Raw genomic sequence first — 18,872 nt, 5'->3', positions numbered from 1 at the left:
GTCCGAACGGGTCGGGCCACCCAGGCCCTCGGCGGGTGGGGCGTCCCCGGGCCTGTCTCAGGCGTTCCGGCGCCGGTGGTTCGCCATGGCGAACACCGCGAGGAGAGCCGCCACGACGAGGAACGGGATGCCGCCGATCCAGACCTCGGGCTCCACCTGCGTGGCGAGCAGCAGGCAGGAGGCGACGCCGAGGACCGGCAGGAACGCCGGCACGCGGTAGTGGCGGTGCGCCACGGGGTCCTTGCGCAGCACCAGCACGGCCACGTTCACGGCCACGAACACCACGAGCAGCAGGAGCACCATGATGCCCGCGAGCAGCTCGAGGGTGCCCGTGAGAGCGAGCACCAGCGAGATCGCGGTGGTCACGATGACCGCCACCCACGGGGTCTGCCGGCCCGGGAGGACCTTGCCGAGGAAGGAGGGCAGCAGGCCGTCGCGGGCCATGCCGTAGGTGAGGCGGGAGCTCATGATGCCCGTGAGCAGCGCACCGTTGGCCACGGCCACGAGCGCGATCACGCTGAACACCACGGGCGGGACGATCCCCGCCGCCTGCACCACCTGCAGGAGCGGGGCCGAGGAGGAGGCGAGCTCATCCGTCGGGACGGCGGCGGAGGCCACGACGCCGACGGCCGCGTAGAGCAGGCCCGCCACCGTGAGCGCGCCGAAGAGGGCGCGGGGGTAGGAGCGCGAGGGGTCACGGGTCTCCTCGGCCACGTTCACGCTGGTCTCGAAGCCGGCGTACGAGTAGAAGGCGAGTACGGTGCCGGCCAGGACGGCCGCGAACGGGCCGTTCTCCGGGGTGCCGAGCTGCGTGAGTCGGGAGAGGTCCCCGCCGCCGCGGGCGAGCAGGATGGCGCCCAGGACCACCACGAGCACCAGGCCGCCGACCTCGATGAGGGTGGCCACGCGGTTCACGCCGAGCGACTCGGCGATGCCGCGGATGTTCAGGGCAGCCAGCAGCGCGAGGAACACGACGACGACGATCGCCGTCGGCCAGTTCACGAACGCGCCGAGATAGTCGCCGGCGAAGCCGAGGGCGAGCGCGCCCACCGAGACGATGCCGGCCGCGAGCATGCAGAAGCCCACGAGGAACCCGACGAACGGGCCGAACGCGCGGGTGGCGTAGTGCGAGGAGCCGCCGGCGCGTGGGTACTTCGTGGCCAGCTCGGCGTAGGAGCCGGCCGTGAGCAGCGCGAGGAGGAGGGCGGCCACGAGCGGCACCCAGACGGCGCCGCCGGAGAGCTTGGCCACGGAGCCGGCGAGGACGTAGACGCCCGCGCCGAGGACGTCGCCCAGGATGAACAGGAAGAGGCTCCACGTGCCGACCTTGCGGGCGAGTGGGCTGCTGATGGCGGGGTCGACGTCGGCGGAGTGAGCGCCGGCGGAGTGCGAAGAGGTCACGGCTCTGCTCTCGTACGGAGGGGGACGCGGGGGTGCCCGCTCACGGTAAGCGGTGGGGCGGGTGTCTGCCCAGGTCAGAGGGGCGGGACGCGGGGTCACGCGGACCACCCTTGATTGTTGGATTTCCTAGCATTAGCGTGACGCCCACCACAGGTCGCCCAGAGATCGGACTCCTCATGACTGAGGCCCACATCGTCGACGCCGTCCGCACCCCGGTGGGCCGCCAGGACCTCGACTCGGCCGCGGACGCCGAGGTGCTCCTCGACGGCGTCGACCAGCCGGGGCCGCGGGCCATGCACACCGCGCGCAACGCCTGGCGTGCCGCAGGGCTGTCCGAGGACGTCCCGGGGACGACGGTCGAACGGCTCTGAGCCCCCTCCCTGCCCCTTCCGCTCCACCCCCTGGAGGACACCATGTCGCAGACGACCCCTGACACCCACGCCCGCGGCCCGGCACCCGAGGACACCATCGGCCGCCTCTTCGCCCGTGCCGTCGCCCGCTCCCCCCGCGCCGTGGCCCTGCGGTTCGAGGACCGGGACTGGACCTACGCACAGCTGCGCGACGGCGTGCACCGCGTGGCCCGCCGGCTGCTCGCCTCCGGGATGCCGCAGGGCTCCCGCGTCGCCGCCTACGCGATGAACTCGGACGCCTACGCGGTGCTCTTCCTCGCGTGTGCCACGGCCGGCTACGTGCACGTGCCCGTGAACTTCGCCCTCAAGGGCGGAGAGCTCGCCCATGCCCTCGAGGACTCCGGCGCGGAGCTGCTCGTCACAGACGCCGCGATGCTCGAGCGCGTGGACCAGGTCCGCGCGGAGGGCCGCGCGTCGGCTCTGCGGCACGTGTGGACCATGCTCCCCGCCGGCCACGCCGAGCCCTCCGTGCTGGAGACCGCCCAGGACGAGACGCTGCACGCCGCCGCCCCGGAGGCGGAGGTGTCGGCCACCGACCTCGCGCAGCTGCTCTACACCTCGGGGACCACGTCCGCCCCCAAGGGCGCCATGATGTCCCACCGGGCGCTCGTGGCCGAGTACCTCTCCTCCGTCATCGCGCTGGACTTCACGGCTGAGGACCGTCCCCTGGTGGCCATGCCGCTGTACCACTCGGCCGCGATGCACGTGTTCCTGCTCCCCTATCTGAGCCTCGGCGCCACGGTGCGCCTGCTGTCCGCCCCGGACATCCCCCGGATGCTCGAGCTGGTGGAGACCGAGCACATCGGCTCCCTGTTCCTGGCGCCCACCGTCTGGGTGCCGCTGGCGAACCATCCGGACCTGGCCACGCGCGACCTCTCCTCGCTGCGGAAGGCCCAGTACGGCGCCTCGATCATGCCCGTCACCGTGCTGCAGCGCCTGCGGCAGGCCCAGCCCGGCATCGGCTTCTACAACTGCTTCGGCCAGTCCGAGCTCGGCCCCCTCTGCACCGTGCTGCGTCCCGAGGAGCACGATGCCCGCCCCGCCTCGTGCGGACGCCCCGTGTTCCACGTCGAGGCCCGCGTCATGACGGCGGACGGCGCCCCGGCCAAGCCGGGTGAGCCGGGCGAGATCCAGTACCGCTCCCCGCAGCTGCTCAACGGGTACTGGAACCGCCCCGAGGCCACCGCGGACGCGTTCACCGACGACGGCTGGTTCCGCTCCGGCGACCAGGTCACCCAGGACGCCGCGGGCTACATCCAGGTGGTGGACCGCATCAAGGACGTCATCAACACCGGCGGCGTCCTCGTGGCGCCCCGCGAGGTGGAGGACGCCATCTACGAGCTGGACGAAGTGGCGGAGGTCGCCGTCGTCGGGCTGCCGGACGAACGGTGGATCGAGGCGGTGACCGCCGTCGTGGTGCTCAAGGAGGGCGCCGAGCTGACCGCGGAGACCGTGCGGGCCCACGTGAAGGAGCGCCTCGCCGCGTTCAAGGTCCCCAAGCGCGTCGACTTCGTGGCCGAGCTGCCGCGCAACCAGTCCGGCAAGCTGCTCAAGCGCGCCCTGCGCGCCGAACGGACGGCGGGCCAGGGGTGATGCGGCCGACCTATGACGTGACCACCCCCCTGGACGTGGACTACCTGGGGGCCTTCACAGAGGCCACGGACGAGGACCGCGCGCACTGGGACCGCGCTCGCGGTTACGGGCGGGAGGTGCTCGAGCGGATCGACGGGCACTGGGACCGGGCGGAGTACCCGCTGGACCTGGTGGCGCGGGTGGGCGAGCTGGACCTGCTCACCGACGGGCTGGAGGTGCCGGGGCACGCGGTGATGTCGCCGTTGGCCGCGGGCCTGGTGGCGATGGAGATCTCCCGGGCGGACGGCTCCATGGCGGCTGCGGCGGCGGTGCAGGGTGGGCTCGTGCTGCGCGCGCTGGTGCACTGCGCCTCGGAGGCGCAGAAGGAGCGGTACCTCGAGCCGGTGGCCAGCGGTCGTCTGCCAGGAGGGTTCGCGCTCACCGAGCCGCTGCACGGCTCGGACTCCGTGTCCCTGGAGACCTCCGCCCGTCCCGACGGCGCCGGCGGCTGGGTGCTGAACGGCGCCAAGAAGTGGATCGGCAACGGCGCCTCCGGCGGCATCACGCTGGTGTGGGCGCGCGACACGGAGGACGGCCAGGTCAAGGGCTTCATCGTGGAGCAGTCCACGCCCGGGTACGAGGCCGAGGTCATCACCGGCAAGGGCGCCCTGCGGGCGATCCACCAGGCGGAGATCTCCCTGACGGACGTGCGGGTGGACGACGACGCACGCCTGCCCCACGTCGCCACGTTCAAGGACGCGGCCCGCGTGCTCGTGGCCACCCGCGTGAACGTGGGGTGGTCCGCGCTGGGCCACGCCTCCAGCATGTTCGAGTCCGCGCTGGCCTACGCGACGCAGCGGGAGCAGTTCGGGAAGCCCCTCGGCGCGCACCAGATGGTGCAGGAGCGGCTCGCGCAGATGCTGGACGAGGTCACGGGGATGCAGGCCCGCTGTGCGGCGGTCGCGCGGCTGCAGGAGGCCGGGACCCTGCGGGACCAGCAGGCGTCCCTGCTCAAGTACAGCTGCACGCGGGGCGCGCGCCGCGTGGCGCAGATCGCCCGGGACATGCTCGGCGGCAACGGCATCCTGCTGGAGAACCAGGTGATCCGCCACATGACGGACGTCGAGGCGCTGCACACCTATGAGGGAACGGAGTCCGTGCAGGCGTTGATCCTGGGCAGGGACCTGACCGGGATGAGCGCATTCGCATGAGCAGGATGGAAGGAGACGACATGGAGATCGGGACGTACGTGGGCCGCGAGGCCCCCCGGAGCCGAGCGGGCGTGCGCGTGGAGGCGCGGCCCGGCGTGCGCCGGGTGGTGCTGGACCGGCCCGACCAGGGCAACGCGCTGAGCCTGGACCTGGGGCGAGAGGTCCTGGCCATCGTGCGGGAGGCCGAGGCGGACGCGTCCGTGCACGTGCTCACCCTCACCGGAGCCGGCCGGCTGTTCTGCGGCGGCGGGGACGTGCGTGCCATGGCCGCCGCAGCGCCGGAGGACCGCCCCGGCGTGATCGCCGAGCTGGCCGCCGCCGCGAGCGACCTCGCGCTGGCGCTCGTGCGCTCTCGGCTCGTGGTGCTCGCCGGCGTGAACGGGACGGCCGCGGGCGCCGGGCTGGGACTCCTGCTCAACGCCGACCTCGCGCTGGTCCGGGAGGACGCACGGCTGCTGACGGCCTACGGTGCGGCGGGGCTGGTGCCGGACACGGGCGTCTCCTGGTGGCTGCCCCGCACCGTCGGGCCGGCGCGCGCCGCGCAGCTGGCGCTGGGCGGGCGGCAGCTCACGGGCACGGAGGCCGTGGAGTGGGGCCTGGCGGCGGAGGTGGCGGCGGGTGACCGCTTCGAGGCGCGCCTGACCGAGCTGGAGGACGAGCTGGCCGCCGGCGCCGTGCACACCTACGGGCCGACGAAGGCGCTGCTGCGCGGCCCCGACCTCGAGGGCTTCGAGGAGCACCTGCGGCGGGAGAGCGCCGCGATCGCGGCGGCGTCCGGGCACCCGGAGGCCGTGGCCCGCGTGGACGCGTTCGCGCGGCGGTGAGGGGCGGGGGCTGCCGCCAGGTGCGTCACAGTGCCCGGCGGTCGCCCACACCCCCCCTAGGGTGACTGACACCGCACTTCCCGTGACATCCCGGAATGAGGAGCCCTCATGGAGCCCACCGCAGCCGCCTCGAGCGAGCGCAAGCAGGCGAGCCTGGCCACCATCGTCTTCCCGATCGTCGTGGTGGCCTTCGCCGCGCTCGGTGCCTTCGTGCCTCAGGTGGCGCTGCCCATCGGGCCGTACGTCCCCTGGCTGCTGGGGTTCATCATGTTCACGATGGGCCTGACGCTCACCCTGCCGGATCTCAGGGTGCTGAAGGCGGCGCCGTTCGCGGCCCTCGTCGGGCTCCTGCTGCAGTACACGATCATGCCGTTCGCCGGCCTGGGCATCGCGGTGCTGCTGAACCTCGACCCGATGCTCGTGGCCGGCATGGTTCTCCTGGGCTGTGTGCCGGGCGGCACCGCCTCGAACATCGTCACCTATCTGGCCAACGGCAATGTCGCCCTCTCCGTGGCCATGACGTCGCTGTCCACCGTCCTCTCCCCGTTCCTCACGCCGCTCCTTGTCATGTGGCTGGCCGGCAGCTATCTCCCCGTGGACGCCGGGGCCATGGTGATGCAGATCCTCCAGATCGTGCTCATCCCGGTGGTCCTGGGCGTCCTCGTGCAGCTGTTCGCGCGGGGCTTCGCGCAGCGGGTGGCCGGCATCGTGCCCTGGCTCTCGATCGTCGGCGTGGCCCTCGTGCTCGCGGGTGTCATGGCCAAGTCCGCCGCGGTGGTGTTCAGCGCGGGCGTCGCCGTCTTCGTCGCCGTGATGCTGCACAATGCCGTCGGCTTCGGGCTGGGGCACCTGGCCGCCACGCTGGCCGGCCTCGGCCCGCGCGAGCGGCGCGCCGTGTCCATCGAGGTGGGCATGCAGAACTCCGCGCTCGCCGCGACGCTGGCCTCGGCCCACTTCGGTCCCCTGGCCGCGCTGCCCGGCGCGGTTGCCGCGGCCTGGCACAACATCGCAGGCCCGCTGCTCGCCCTGGCCTACAACCGGGCGGACACGCGCGCCGAGCGCGCGGCCACGTCGGCGCGCGACGCCGCCGAGGCCGAGGACGTCCGCCACCAGCCCACGCTCTGACACCCCGGCACCCACGACGGCGGGCCCGCACCACCACGGTGGTGCGGGCCCGCCGCTGTTCCCGGGCTCAGTCCGCGAACACCTTGCCGGGGTTGAGGATGCCCGCCGGGTCGAAGGCCGCCTTGATCCGGCGCTGCAGCTCGTACTGCTCGTGCCCCAGCTCCTCCTCGAGGAACATCCGCTTCAGCAGGCCCACGCCGTGCTCGCCGGTGAGCGTGCCGCCCATCTCGAGGGCCGCGCGGAACACCTGCCCGACGGCGTCCCACACCTCGGCGGGCACGCCGGTGGACGCGTCCACGTCGCCGACCTCCCCCGCTCGGCCGAACACCGGGATGGGGTGCAGGTTGCCGTCGCCGGCGTGGGCCGACGTCGGGATGAAGACGCCGGTGGCCGCCTCGATCTCCCGGATGCGGGCGAACATCTCCGGCATCTTCGAGCGGGGGACGGCGACGTCCTCCACGAGCGGGGTGCCGAGGTGCTCCAGGGCGGGGAACACGCGGCGCCGCAGGGTCACGAGACGGTCGGCGTGCTCGGGGTCCATGGTGACCGCGACGTCGCCCCCGGCGGCGCGCATGAGCGCGGCCATGCGCTCCCCCTCGGCCTCGGCCCCCGCACCGTCCGCCTGGACCAGCAGGTACGCGCCGCGCTCGGGCAGTGCGGAGACGTCCTCGCCCAGGAAGAGCGTGTAGCGGCGGATCGCGTCCAGGCTGGCCTCGTCCAGCAGCTCCATGATGGCGGGCACGAGGCCGGCCTCGGTGATGGCGGCGGAGGCGCGCGCGGCGGCCACCACGTCCGGGAAGAAGCCGCCGAGCGTGGCGACGGGCGCGGAGTCGAGGGGGCGCAGAGCGAGGGTGGCGCCCACGATGATGCCGAGGGTGCCCTCCGAGCCGATCATGAGGGCGGTGAGGTCGTACCCGGTCACGCCCTTGACCGTGCGGTGGCCGAGGTGGAGCAGCGTGCCGTCCGCGAGGACGACGTCCAGGCCGAGGACCGCCTCCCGCGTGACGCCGTACTTGGCGCACAGGAGGCCGCCCGCGTTGAGGGCGATGTTGCCGCCCACGCTGGAGATCTCCTTCGACGCCGGGTCCGGCGCCCACCACAGGCCGTGCTCCGCCAGGGCCCGGTTCAGGTCCCCGTTGAGGATCCCGGGCTCGACCACGGCCACACGGTCCGCCGGCGAGACCTCGAGGATGCGGTCCATCGCCATGAGGTCCAGGCTGATGGCCCCGTCCCCCGCGACGGCGCCGCCCGAGATGCCGGTGCCGGCGCCGCGGGCCACGAGCGGCGTGCGGGTGGCCGTGGCGATCCGACACACCTCCTGGACGTCCTCGACCGACTGCGCGCGGACCACGCACAGCGGGGCGACCTCCGCGGAGAAGCCCGAGCGGTCCCTCCTCGCGACGGCGATCGCGGCCTCGGTGGCGTCCACACGGCCGGGCAGGGCTGCCTCGAGGCGGGCGAGGACGTCCTGCGGGGAGGCGGAGGCAGGCGTGGCGGGGGCGGGATGGTCAGCGGACGACGTGGCCGGGGTCATAGCGGCCAGCGTAGGACGCCGCGGCGCCCGCGGCGCGGGTGTGAAGGGGTGTGGCTCAGCGAGGGCCGGCACGGCGAGGACGTCAGCCGCACCGTGCCGGCGACGCACGAGGGGTTCTAGATGAACAACAGCGGACTCCCCCGCCGGGCCGGAGCGGCGCGCGATGATCCAGGAGCTCGGCGAGGCGGCGGGCGAGGTCGCGGTGGCGCTGACGGGCCCTCGCCTGCTGGTGCTGGCCGGCGTCAACGGGACGGCCGCCGGGGCGGGGCTCGGGCTCCTGCTGGGCGGCGACGTCGTGCTCGTGCGCGAGGATGCGCAGCTGGTGACGGCGTTCTCGGCGCTCGGGATGACACCGGACACGGGCGTGTCCTCCTGGCTGCCGCGGGTGCTGAGGCCGGTGCGCGCCTCCACCGGGCCGACCCCGGTCAGGTGCGCGAGGGTGTGGAGGTCACTTGAACATCTTCAGGACGTCGCCCAGGCCGACCGTGGTGCGCCGGTAGACGGCGTTGTAGGCGGCGCGCTTCGGATCGCGCAGCCAGCCCATCCCCGTGCGGCCGTAGCCGGGGATGACCTGGCGCTTGATCGCACGCTTGGCCCGGCCCGTGGTGCGAGCCTTGATGGACTTCTTCAGGCTGGGCTTGCGGAGACCGATCTTCATGGGGCGAGCGTACTGGGTGGGGTGGACGGGGTGAGGGGGTCAGCGCCTCGCCAGGACCTGCCCCTGGCAGGGCTGTCAGGCACTTCTGTCGTCCTCCTGGACGGTGTGCAGGAACCACTCCAGCGCGTCGCGGAACGCCTCCTGCGCCGCGGCTGGCTGAAGGGTCTGCGGTTTGATGCTCGGGCGCCGGCGGAGAGACTCAGGGCCGAATTCCACCTCGGGGATGAGATTCAGACGTCCCCGGAATTCGTCGAGAAGCGTCTCGTCCGTGAAGGGAGCCCACTTCGCCAGATGATAGAAGACGACCTCGACGCCGTACGTCGGGTACAGGATCACCGGCCAGATGGCGCGTGCTGACGTGCGAGGGACGACCAGGAAACAACCGCCGGCGGCATTGTCCGCGAATTCCGCCCGGCCACCGCGCTCGACCCATCCTCGTTGGACCTCGATCAGTGCGCGGGCCGATTCGGGATCGTTGTGGTCGTGAAGTCGGTCGACCCAGCGGTCCCGCAGCGCAGGGTCGTTGCCCGGGGCGGCGAGTGACCGGGGATCGGTCAGGTCGACGTCGGCGTCGATGAGCTCGGCGAGCTGCTCTGCCAGCAGCCGCTGGCCGCCGTCGGCCCGTCCGTCCTCGGAGAAGCGCACGCCTTCGGCTGCGAGGACGTCATGCGGATCGTCCGTGCGGTGGACGTCGGTCCACCGGAAGGACGGAGAGACGGTGCCACCTGCCTGGAGCACACGATGAGCGTGCGGCAGCGCCGTCCGTGCGAGGTAGGTCCCCACGGGGACCGGATGGCTTCCGATCAGCCGTGCCAGTTCGCCGTAGGAGGTCCAGGACCCGTCGGGAATGGCCTCGACGGCGTCCGTCAGCGTCTGCCAGGCCGTGTGGGCGACTCCCGAGGCGGCCTCTGCTGAGGGTCCCGGCCAGATACCGACGATCCGGTCCGCCAGCCGCTCGGCGCGAGCACGGATCTGCGCGGGACCCCATACCGGCTCAGCGGAGATCTCCTGGTTCATGCGGATGCCGCTCTTGGCCAGCTCCGCACGCTTGACCGCGAAGGGCCCATTGCTCAGCTCGCTGTTGTACCCGGTGAGGGTGAGGTTGCCCAAGGTGTGGAGGAGCTCGGTGTGCACCTCTCGAAGGTCCTGGTGCGCCTCGAGCTGGCCGGCCAGAGCGCGCTCCCACTCCTCCGTGAGCGTCTGCGGCATGACGTGCTCGATGGTCGCGCTGTCGAGGTCCACCGGCTCCTTGCTGCCGTAGGACTCCTCGATCCACCGGAGGATCAGCTTCCGGTGGGCCGCCCGGCCCGTCGTGTAGAAGGGTGCCGTCATCACGGCCTGGCGGATCTGGTCGTCGGAGGCGAAGTGCTTCCGCCCGCTGGAGAGGAAGCGCTGCAGGGCATCCGCCGGATCGTCCTGGCCCTGAATGTCGGCCGTGGCCGCGAGCAAGGTGGTGTTGAGACCGTCGGAGTAGCGGCCGAAGACGAGGCGCCGGACCAGGTACGACTCGAGGTAGAGGAGTGCACGGGCCAGTTCGTCCGAGTCGATGTCCCCCAACGACCGGCGCTCCATCAGGTGCAGTGTGATCGGGAACGTCGTCGTCGTGCGCCAGGCGCGCAGGCGTGCCAAGCGGAACCGCACTGCGGCGTCCTTCTCCTTCTCCGGGCGGAGCATCACGTCGTAGAGACGCCCCAACGCCAGGAACCGCTCGACTTCCGCCCTGACCTGCGACTCGTCCTGCAGGCCACGCATGCGTCGCTGCTGGCCCGCGTAGATCTCCGTTTGGCGGACCTTGGGATCCTGTTGCACCAGGTCAAGCCAGAACAGGGTCTCCAGTTCCTCATTGGAGAGCAGGTTCTGCAACGGGAGCCACAGGGTGGTGTAGACCTCATCCGCCCGTGTGGGCAGCTGCATGAACAGGTAGTTCCTGAGCAGGTCGCCCTGGGTGAGCTTGAGGCCGGTGTTGTTCAGCGACTCGAAGATGCGGTGGGCGTTGTCGTTCTCCCCGGTGGTCACGGACACGATCGACAGGCCGGCGACGACGGCGGACTCGACCTCCGCCAAGGTCAGCGGCTCCTCTTCACCGTCAGCAGACGGTTGACTCAACCCGAGCAGCTTCGTCAGGAAGAACTGGTGGGCTTCGCTGATCCTGGAGCCTTCGGCAGCATCCGGGGCGTGCTCGATCCGTCCGCGGTAGGCGCCGCGGTCGGCCTGGGTGGGCAGGACCTTGTAGCGGAGATCGCCGTCCTCCCACTTGTTGACCAGGTACTTCTCATTGACCCGATCGGCGTGCATGGGGCCTTCGTGCTCAGCCCGGTGGTCGCGGACAGCGGCGAGGAGGAGCGTCAGCGTCGTCAGCCGCTGCTGCCCGTCCACCACGAGCCACCGCTGGACGCCGCCGGGCCCGTTGTCCCGGAAGCCGGCGAGAACGAGGGAGCCGATGAAGTGAGTCGCCGAAGGGTTGTCCCGCCGGTGGTCGGCGATGTCCACGACGTCCTCCCACAGTCGCTGCCACTGCGGACGTCCCCAGGAGTACGTCCGCTGATAGAGCGGGACCGTGTACTGGTAGGAGCCCCCGAGGAGTTCCTGAAGGGTGACTTCACGCGCGGCGACCATGGAAGGAGCCTAACGGGGGACTCTGGCACCACCCCTGCCCGCCCCATGCGCGCCATAGACTGCTGGAGTTTCCGGCGGACGAAGCCGTCCGCACCGTCGACGAGGGAGATCCATCGTGTCCCGGCTCACCGACCTCCTGGCTCAGGCGCGCGCCAAGGACCCTCAGCTGGCCGCCGATCTGGAGGGTGAGATCCGGCAGTTGACCCAGGGCCGGCGGTTCGGTCTGGTCTTCGAACGCCATCAGCCGGAGGGCGTGGAGCTGCCCGGACGGCCGATCCGCGTGGGAGACACGGTGCGGGTGCTCCCTCCCCGTGGTTCGACGCACGGGGGCGACTCCGTGCGGTGGCGCGTAACCAGTCTTCGGCGCACATCCGATGGAGTGCTGGCGAACCTGGAATCGGAGGGCGACGAGGCCGAGCGTGAGACCCGGTCCGTCTCCACCGCGGATCTGGTGGCTGTGGCCGGCATCCAGGACCGGATCTTCCCGGGGCTGGTCGAGACCGGCCGCGTCGAACGCGGCGGGGACAAGCCGTTCCACACGGTCATCAACGCCGAGAACTTCCACGCCCTCGAGATGCTGACCTACACGCACCGTCACGCAGTGGACTGCATCTACATCGACCCGCCCTACAACACGGGCGCGAAGGACTGGAAGTACAACAACGACTACGTCGAGTCCGACGACGACTACCGCCACTCCAAGTGGCTGTCCTTCATGGAGCGACGCCTCCAGATCGCTCGCGAACTCCTCAACCCCGAGGACTCCGTCCTGATCGTCACCATCGACGAGAAGGAGTACCTGCGGCTCGGGATGCTCCTCGAGCAGACCTTTCCCGAGGCTCGGATTCAAATGGTCTCGAGCGTCATCAACCCGAAGGGTCAGTCTCGCCGCGGGTCGTTCGGCCGCACTGACGAGTATCTGTTTTTCGTCGCGTTCGGGAGCGCTGAAGTGGCCCCGTCTGTACTACCCGACCCCTGGCGGACGGCGAAGGACTCGACGGGCGGCAACTTGTATTGGCAACCGCTCAGGCGTAAAGGCCTTCGCGGCGCTGTCCGACGCGAGGATCGCCCCAATCTCTTCTACCCCGTGTACGTCAACATGGATGGGAGCGGGATTCACAGTGTTGGTGACCCGATTCCTCTTGACGCGGAGCCCTCTTTCGAGGCCCCAGACGGCACGATCTGCCTTTGGCCCGAACGGTCTGGGGGTGGCTGGGGATACTGGCAGGTAAGTCCTGCAAACTTGCGGGAGTTCAATGAGGCTGGTTTCGTGCGAATCAACTCCTTGAATGTGGAAGGCGTCCGCTACCTCAAGGCCGGAGAGCGCCGAAAGGTCGAGAGTGGTCTATTTGCCATAACTGGGCGCCGTCCAGACGGGTCGATTATCTCGGATGGCGGAGTGGCCCCATTTACTCCGGGAACCCAGTGGCGCATTCCCTCCCATGACGCGGGCATCTATGGGACGTCTATTGTATCGTCTCTCATTCCCAATAGGAAGTTCCCCTTCCCCAAATCACTGTATGCCGTAGAAGATGCTCTGCGGTTCTACCTGAGTAAGAATCCAAATGCGATGGTTCTTGACTTCTTCTCTGGCTCTGGGACGACCGCGCACGCCGTCATGCGTCTCAACAAGCAGGACGGCGGTCGCCGTCAGTGCATCTCGGTGACGAACAATGAGGTCTCGGCCGAGGAGCAGAAGGGCTTGCGTAAGCAGGGCCTCCGTCCTGGTGATCCGGAGTGGGAGCAGTGGGGCATCTGCGACTACGTCACGAAGCCCCGCATCACCGCGGCCATCACGGGCAAGACCCCGGCCGGGGACCCGATCAAGGGCGACTACAAATTCACGGACGAGTTCCCCATGGCCGACGGGTTCGCGGAGAACGCGGCGTTCTTCACCCTGACCTACGAGGCTCCCCTCGAGGTGCGCCATCACCGTGCGTTCGAGCGCATCGCACCCCTGCTGTGGATGCGGGCTGGGTCCCGTGGCCGCATCATCATGGACCTCGGAGCCCGGGGCTGGGACGTCGCGGAGGCCTACGGCGTGCTGGAGTCGATCGACCAGGCCGCTCACTTCCTCGAGGCACTCGAGTCCCGTGACACGGTGGAGACGGCCTACATCGTCACGGACTCCGCGGCCGCCTACCAGAATGTGGCCCGCGCACTCCCCGAGCGCGTCACCCCGGTGCGCCTCTACGAGTCCTACCTCCACAACTTCCAGATCAACCGGAGGGACTGAGAGCATGCGCTACACCCTGAAGGACTACCAGGCGGACGCCGTCGCCGACGTCCTGCGCCACCTGCACCGCGCCCGGGACAACTACCAGCGCTACGAGACGCTCTCCCAGTTCGCCCTCGCGGCCACCACCGGTGCGGGCAAGACCGTGATGGCGGCCGCCGTCATCGAGGCCCTCTTCTTCGGATCCGATGAGTTCGACTTCGAGCCGGACCCCGGGGCGACCGTGCTCTGGTTCTCCGACGACCCGTCCCTCAACGAGCAGTCCCGCATCCGCATCAACGCCGCCTCCAGCGAACTCGGCAGCCGGCTCCGCACGGTGGAGGCCTCCTTTAGCGAGGAGAGCTTCGCGCCCGGGATGGTCTACTTCCTCAACGCCCAGAAGCTGCGCGAGGGCGGCCGCCTGGTGCGCGGGGCCACAGCCCCGGCGAACAGCCGCACACCGGTGCTGGCGGCCCCGGACATGGCTCAGCGCACCCTCTACGACGTCATCGCCGCCACGGTCGCCCGGGAGGGGCGCACCCTCTACTTCATCCTGGACGAGGCCCACCGCGGCATGAAGCCCCAGCGGGACCGCCAGACCATCGTCCAGCGCCTGATCAACGGCACGGCGGGGGCCCCGCCCATGCCGATCGTGTTCGGCATCTCCGCCACCGTGGAGCGGTTCACACAGGCCATGGCCCAGGCCCAGGGCCGCGACGCGCTCTCCCCCGTGCAGGTCGACCCGGTCCGGGTGCAGGCCTCCGGGCTGCTCAAGGACGACATCGTGCTCGTCATCCCAGCTGAGGCCGGCGTGTTCGACACCACCCTGCTACGCGAAGCCGTGCGCCGCACCAAGGCATCCACCGAGGCCTGGGCCGCGTACGCCGTCGAACAGAGCAAGGCCGACCCCGTGGTCCCGCTGCTGGTGGTGCAGGTGGCGGACAAGCCCTCGGACGACCACCTCAGCCAGATCCTGGACGTCATCCACGACGAGTGGCCCGAGCTGCGCCCGCAGGACATCGCCCACGTCTTCGGCACCCACGCGGACCGCCACCTGCCCGGCCAGGTGGTCAACTACATCGCCCCGCAGCGCGTCCAGGACGCCACGCACATCCGCGTGCTGCTCGCCATGGAGGCGATCTCCACCGGCTGGGACTGCCCCCGCGCCGAGGTGCTCATGTCCTTCCGCACCTACCAGGACGCCACCTATGTCCACCAGCTCCTCGGCCGCATGATGCGCACGCCGCTCGCCCGTCGGATCCCCGGCAACGAGGTGCTGAACTCCGTCGACTGCCTGCTGCCCCACTTCGACCGCGACACGGCCACCACGATCGCCGAGAAGCTCATGCGCGGTCAGAGTGACCTCGACGACCCCACCCCTGGCCCGAGCCCCGACCCCCTCCGTCGCGTGCTCTTCGACCCCGTCCGGCTGGAACCGAACGAGGCCCTCTCCCCGGAAGTGTGGGCGGCCTTCGACGCACTCCCCTCCGTCACCACCCCAGGCTCGCGCCTCAAGCCGATCAAGCGACTCGACCGCCTGGCCGCACGGCTGACCCTCGACAGGGTCAAGGACGACGCCTTCGAGGCCGCCACCGAGCGGATGTGCGCCGTCCTCGACGGGCGTGCCGTGGAGTTCAAGAAGGCGGTGGCGGACTCCCGCGAAGACGTCCTCCGCATGTCTGCCGAGGTGCTGCGCGGCCGGGCCGGCACCGACGCGCCGGTGGCGAGCTCATCCCTCACCCTGGACGCGGACGCCCGCGCCATCGAACACGCCTACTCCGAAGCCTCCCGCGCGCTGTCCGACTGGCTCGCCGGCGCCTACGTCGATCACATCGCGCCCCCGGGAGACGAGACGACCACACTCGCCGACGCCCACCTGGTGGTGGCGGCGCTCGGCCGCACGTCCGACGTCGTCCAGGCCGCGGAGGATGCAGCAGATGCGCTCGTCCGGCAGTGGCTCGACGAGACACGCGTGGCCCGCCGAGGGCTCAGCGACGAGCAACAGGCCGAGTACGACACCATCGAGGGCGCCTCCCGCACACCGGAGGAGATCACGATCTCCCGCCCGAAGGTGGCACAGGCGGACCGCCGGTGGCGGGGCGCGGACCGCGCCGAACACGAGTTTCCGACGCGGACCGGTCATCTCATGTCCGCTCCGGACGGCACCGTCCCCGTGGACCTCAACGACTGGGAGACGCGCGTCTTGGACCAGGAGGCACGCGAGGAGAGCTTCCGCGGGTGGTACCGCAACCCCTCCCGGGCCACCCGGGAGTCGCTCGCCGTCGCCTACCGGGACGGGACCGGTCAGTGGCAGGCCCTGCGTCCGGACTTCGTGTTCTTCCACGAGACCGCGGGCGGGCAGATCGTCGCGGACATCGTGGACCCCCACGGCCACCACCTGTCCGACGCCCTGCCCAAGCTGCGCGGTCTGGCCGACTTCGCGGAACAGCACAGCAGCGGTGTCCGTCGGATCGAGTCCATCGCCGAGACCGACGGCGAGCTCCGGGTCCTGGACCTGACCAAACCCGCCGTCCGCGATGCCGTGCGAGGAGCCCAGGACGCCAAGGCCCTCTACGAGGCGGCCCCGCGGTACTGAATCGGCCGACGTCGTGCCGTGCCACCCTTGGAGGACCCATGACCGGCCCTCACGACGAGACCCTGGCCCAGCTGCGCGAGTTCATCGCCGAACGTGGCTGGGCCCGGTTCCACACCCCGGCCAGCCTCGCCAAGTCCATCAGCATCGAGGCCGCGGAGCTGCTCGAGCACTTCCAGTGGACGGAGGACGGCGCGGACATGGCCGAGGTACAAGACGAGCTGGCGGACGTGCTGACCTACGCGTTCATGTTCGCGGACCACATGGGCTGGGACGTGGATGAGATCATCCAGGCCAAGCTGGTGAAGACGCAGATCAAGCACCCGGTGCCGACAGGCGGGGACGAGGAGGCGACGTCGTCATGACCGACCACAACCCCGGGTACACGTTGGAGCGCCTGCCGTTCAGGGGCGCCCTTCCCCCCGAGCAGGAGAAGAACGCGCGCATGCGGGACTGGCCCGCCGTGTACGTGATCGACAATGAGAAGCAGGTCTACGTCGGCGAGACGACGAACGTCGTCGCCCGACGAGGACAGCACCACATGGACCCGCGCAAGGCCCGCCTGACGACGATGCGCGTGGTGCTCCATGACGAGTTCAACAAGTCCGCCGCCCTGGACCTGGAGCGCTACCTCATCCAGATGCTCAGCGGCGACGGCGCCCGCCAGGTCCTGAACCGCAACGCCGGCATGACGGAGTCGGACTACTACGACCGCACGCGCTACCAGGAGATGTTCGCTGACATCTTCGAGCGGCTGCGGGCGGAGAAGGTGTTCAGCCGCTCCCGCGAGCAGATCCTCAACAGCACCCTGTTCAAGCTCTCGCCCTTCAAGGTGCTCACGCCGGAGCAGGAGGCATCGCTGCGGCACATCGTCCAGCTGCTCGTCGCCGATGACGACGTCGATCGCGGCCCGCTCGTCATTCAGGGCGGCCCCGGCACCGGCAAGACGGTTGTGGGCGTGTTCCTGGCGAAACTGCTCGTGGACCTCGCGAACCTCACGGAGGAGGACGTCGAGGTGGACCTCAGCTCCGACCACGACTTCTTCGACCTGTTCACCCACGCCAACCGGAACGCCCTACTGCGCGGCACCGAGGGCCGTGATCTGCGCATCGGGATCGTCGTGCCGCAGCAGTCCCTCCGCCAGTCCCTCAAGCGTGTCTTCCGCCGGACGCCGGGGCTGCACCCGTCCATGGTGCTGTCCGTGTGGAACGTCGGAGACGCCGAGGAGCCCTACGACATCCTGATCGTTGACGAGGCCCACCGCCTCGGACTGCGCTCGGCGCAGGCCAACGGCAGTTTGAACAACAAGTACACGGCCATCAACCAGCGGCTCTTCGGCGACGACGACGTCTCCCACACCCAGCTCGACTGGATCACCCAGCAGGCCAGGGACGTCGTCCTGCTCGTGGACCCGCGCCAGACGGTGCGTCCGGCCGACCTCGACGCCGCGACGATGGACGCCCTCCTCGCGCGGGCGCACGCCGAACACCGTCACCACGCGCTCGTGTCACAGCTGCGCGTCAAGGCGTCCGACTCATACGTCGACTTCTTCGGGAAGCTCCTCCGAGGCGAGCACCCTCCGGCCCCGGACCTGGGCGAGTACGACCTGCGCTTGTTCACGGACTTCGGCGCGATGCGCGAGGCGATCCGTGCGCGCGACACCGAGTTCACGCTCGCCCGTCTTGCCGCCGGGTTCGCTTGGAAGTGGCAGAGCAAGGGCTTCCGCAAGGATCCGTCGAAGCCGGACTGGGACATCGAGCTCGACGGGGTTCGGATGCCGTGGAACGTCGCCGACACCGACTGGGTCGACTCCCCCGGCTCACTGGACGAGATCGGCTCCATCCACACCCTCCAGGGATACGACCTCAACTACGCCGGCGTCGTCATCGGACCCGACCTGCAGTGGGACGACACGGCCCAACGGGTGGTCTTCTCCCGTGCCGACTATGCGGACACGGGCGGCAAGAAGAACAACGGCTACCTCAGCCGCACCTACTCGGACGAGGACCTGCGCGAGTACGTCATCAACATCTACAACGTGCTCCTGACGCGCGGCGTCCGCGGGACCTACCTGTACGTCGTGGACGAGGGGCTCCGGGAGCAGTTCGCCCGCTGGTTCCCCGGTATCAGCGAACCCGATGTGACGTCGGCACCTTTCAACGTCCCTCCGGGTGGCCGTCCGGGCGAGGTCCTGCGCGCCGTCGATGTCGGCCACACGGCCCAGACCGAATTCATCCTCTCCACTGACGACCTCGAGCAGGCCCGTCGTCGTGCCGAGGACCTCCGCCGTTCCCGGCAGCGGACCCGGGAGTGACAGCCCCTACCCTCGGGACTCATCTGCGCACCTGGCCCTTCTGACCCGGCCACAGCCGCCGAGAAGGGTCAGATGCGCAGAAGATTCCGGCTCCGGTGCGGGTCCATGACCGCCTCCATGCGGCGCAGGATGGTGAGCGGAAGGACGAGCGTGCCGTACTGATTCGGCTTGAACACGCCCCGCAGCTGATCCGCGATCCCCCACACGAAGTTCGAGAGGTTCTGGGGAGAGGGCATGGTGGCGGAGCCTTTCGGAGCACGGCGATGTGGCAATCGGCCTCATTCTGGCACTGAAAAGTCGCACGCCTGATGCCTGAGAGCCAAGTTCCGAAGAATTCTTCGAATGAGGAGGCCGGCACCTCTTCAACCGACCCCCGGAGGCCTGAATCCGAAGTTTTCT

Annotated in this window: 14 protein-coding genes and 1 pseudogene; 10 read left to right on the top strand and 5 right to left on the bottom strand. The window is 70.2% G+C overall.

What is annotated here, in order from left to right; translation table 11 throughout:
- Nucleotides 1-57: 57 nt before the first annotated feature.
- Nucleotides 58-1,350, bottom strand: a complete 1,293-nt coding sequence (locus tag NJC10_RS02950) for an APC family permease (protein WP_319074575.1) — start codon at nucleotides 1,348-1,350, stop codon at nucleotides 58-60.
- 227 nt (nucleotides 1,351-1,577) lie between these two features.
- Here NJC10_RS02950 and NJC10_RS02945 point away from each other — a divergent pair, with 227 nt between their 5' ends.
- From NJC10_RS02945 to NJC10_RS02925, 5 genes are all read left to right on the top strand, one after another.
- Entirely contained in the window at nucleotides 1,578-1,772 is a 195-nt protein-coding gene (locus NJC10_RS02945; RefSeq protein WP_319074483.1) for a hypothetical protein, read from the top strand.
- 42 nt (nucleotides 1,773-1,814) lie between these two features.
- Entirely contained in the window at nucleotides 1,815-3,404 is a 1,590-nt protein-coding gene (locus tag NJC10_RS02940) for a fatty acyl-CoA synthetase (protein ID WP_319074481.1), read from the top strand.
- Nucleotides 3,404-4,594 (top strand): acyl-CoA dehydrogenase family protein, encoded by a 1,191-nt coding sequence (locus NJC10_RS02935; protein WP_319074479.1) that lies wholly within the window; start codon nucleotides 3,404-3,406, stop codon nucleotides 4,592-4,594. The genes NJC10_RS02940 and NJC10_RS02935 overlap by 1 nt, the downstream gene beginning before the upstream one ends.
- Before the next feature lie 20 nt (nucleotides 4,595-4,614).
- The gene (locus NJC10_RS02930) at nucleotides 4,615-5,418 is read left to right on the top strand and encodes an enoyl-CoA hydratase/isomerase family protein (protein ID WP_319074478.1); all 804 of its coding nucleotides are present in this window, start codon (nucleotides 4,615-4,617) and stop codon (nucleotides 5,416-5,418) included.
- Between the two features lie 108 nt (nucleotides 5,419-5,526).
- Nucleotides 5,527-6,543: a bile acid:sodium symporter family protein gene (locus NJC10_RS02925; protein ID WP_319074477.1), complete on the top strand. Its 1,017-nt coding sequence runs from the start codon at nucleotides 5,527-5,529 to the stop codon at nucleotides 6,541-6,543.
- Between the two features lie 67 nt (nucleotides 6,544-6,610).
- Here NJC10_RS02925 and NJC10_RS02920 read toward each other — a convergent pair whose 3' ends face one another.
- Nucleotides 6,611-8,077, bottom strand: coding sequence for an FAD-binding oxidoreductase (locus NJC10_RS02920; protein WP_319074474.1), 1,467 nt, complete (start codon nucleotides 8,075-8,077; stop codon nucleotides 6,611-6,613).
- Between the two features lie 163 nt (nucleotides 8,078-8,240).
- Between NJC10_RS02920 and NJC10_RS02915 the strand changes: the two are divergent.
- Nucleotides 8,241-8,459 (top strand): annotated as a pseudogene (locus tag NJC10_RS02915) (enoyl-CoA hydratase-related protein); the annotation flags it as partial.
- A gap of 66 nt (nucleotides 8,460-8,525) precedes the next feature.
- On the opposite strand, the gene NJC10_RS02910 reads toward NJC10_RS02915, so the two are convergent.
- The gene (locus NJC10_RS02910) at nucleotides 8,526-8,735 is read right to left on the bottom strand and encodes a hypothetical protein (protein WP_319074472.1); all 210 of its coding nucleotides are present in this window, start codon (nucleotides 8,733-8,735) and stop codon (nucleotides 8,526-8,528) included.
- A 75-nt stretch (nucleotides 8,736-8,810) separates the two neighbouring features.
- On the bottom strand, nucleotides 8,811-11,351 hold the full coding sequence (locus NJC10_RS02905) for a DUF262 domain-containing protein (RefSeq protein ID WP_319074470.1): 2,541 nt from the start codon (nucleotides 11,349-11,351) through the stop codon (nucleotides 8,811-8,813).
- A gap of 115 nt (nucleotides 11,352-11,466) precedes the next feature.
- Here NJC10_RS02905 and NJC10_RS02900 point away from each other — a divergent pair, with 115 nt between their 5' ends.
- Genes NJC10_RS02900 through NJC10_RS02885 form a run of 4 tightly spaced genes read left to right on the top strand, consistent with a single transcriptional unit; the run spans nucleotide 11,467 to nucleotide 18,473 of the window.
- Nucleotides 11,467-13,587, top strand: coding sequence for a site-specific DNA-methyltransferase (locus tag NJC10_RS02900; protein WP_319074468.1), 2,121 nt, complete (start codon nucleotides 11,467-11,469; stop codon nucleotides 13,585-13,587).
- A gap of 4 nt (nucleotides 13,588-13,591) precedes the next feature.
- Nucleotides 13,592-16,162, top strand: coding sequence for a DEAD/DEAH box helicase family protein (locus NJC10_RS02895; RefSeq protein ID WP_319074467.1), 2,571 nt, complete (start codon nucleotides 13,592-13,594; stop codon nucleotides 16,160-16,162).
- Nucleotides 16,163-16,200: 38 nt separating this feature from the next.
- Nucleotides 16,201-16,524: a nucleotide pyrophosphohydrolase gene (locus NJC10_RS02890; RefSeq protein ID WP_319074465.1), complete on the top strand. Its 324-nt coding sequence runs from the start codon at nucleotides 16,201-16,203 to the stop codon at nucleotides 16,522-16,524.
- Nucleotides 16,521-18,473: a DNA/RNA helicase domain-containing protein gene (locus tag NJC10_RS02885; RefSeq protein ID WP_319074463.1), complete on the top strand. Its 1,953-nt coding sequence runs from the start codon at nucleotides 16,521-16,523 to the stop codon at nucleotides 18,471-18,473. Before NJC10_RS02890 ends, NJC10_RS02885 begins: the two co-directional genes overlap by 4 nt.
- A 68-nt stretch (nucleotides 18,474-18,541) precedes the next feature.
- Here the strand turns inward: NJC10_RS02885 and NJC10_RS02880 are convergent, their stop codons facing one another.
- A complete protein-coding gene (locus tag NJC10_RS02880) occupies nucleotides 18,542-18,709 on the bottom strand; it encodes a type I restriction-modification system subunit M N-terminal domain-containing protein (RefSeq protein WP_319074460.1) in 168 nt (55 codons plus the stop codon).
- Nucleotides 18,710-18,872: the final 163 nt, after the last annotated feature.

Source organism: Micrococcus sp. M4NT (assembly GCF_033790745.1).
Taxonomy (GTDB): domain Bacteria; phylum Actinomycetota; class Actinomycetes; order Actinomycetales; family Micrococcaceae; genus Micrococcus.
The sequence above is the reverse complement of the archived record's forward strand: the minus strand, read 5'-3'. Positions and strand labels throughout refer to the sequence as shown.

Excerpts from the sequence above, each read along its gene's own strand:
- NJC10_RS02945 (WP_319074483.1), top strand. The coding sequence starts at position 1,578 with ATGACTGAGGCCCACATCGTCGACGCCGTCCGCACCCCGGTGGGCCGC.
- NJC10_RS02940 (WP_319074481.1), top strand. The coding sequence starts at position 1,815 with ATGTCGCAGACGACCCCTGACACCCACGCCCGCGGCCCGGCACCCGAG.
- NJC10_RS02935 (WP_319074479.1), top strand. The coding sequence starts at position 3,404 with ATGCGGCCGACCTATGACGTGACCACCCCCCTGGACGTGGACTACCTG.
- NJC10_RS02930 (WP_319074478.1), top strand. The coding sequence starts at position 4,615 with ATGGAGATCGGGACGTACGTGGGCCGCGAGGCCCCCCGGAGCCGAGCG.
- NJC10_RS02925 (WP_319074477.1), top strand. The coding sequence starts at position 5,527 with ATGGAGCCCACCGCAGCCGCCTCGAGCGAGCGCAAGCAGGCGAGCCTG.
- NJC10_RS02920 (WP_319074474.1), bottom strand. The coding sequence starts at position 8,077 with ATGACCCCGGCCACGTCGTCCGCTGACCATCCCGCCCCCGCCACGCCT.
- NJC10_RS02910 (WP_319074472.1), bottom strand. The coding sequence starts at position 8,735 with ATGAAGATCGGTCTCCGCAAGCCCAGCCTGAAGAAGTCCATCAAGGCT.
- NJC10_RS02905 (WP_319074470.1), bottom strand. The coding sequence starts at position 11,351 with ATGGTCGCCGCGCGTGAAGTCACCCTTCAGGAACTCCTCGGGGGCTCC.
- NJC10_RS02895 (WP_319074467.1), top strand. The coding sequence starts at position 13,592 with ATGCGCTACACCCTGAAGGACTACCAGGCGGACGCCGTCGCCGACGTC.
- NJC10_RS02890 (WP_319074465.1), top strand. The coding sequence starts at position 16,201 with ATGACCGGCCCTCACGACGAGACCCTGGCCCAGCTGCGCGAGTTCATC.
- NJC10_RS02885 (WP_319074463.1), top strand. The coding sequence starts at position 16,521 with ATGACCGACCACAACCCCGGGTACACGTTGGAGCGCCTGCCGTTCAGG.
- NJC10_RS02880 (WP_319074460.1), bottom strand. The coding sequence starts at position 18,709 with ATGCCCTCTCCCCAGAACCTCTCGAACTTCGTGTGGGGGATCGCGGAT.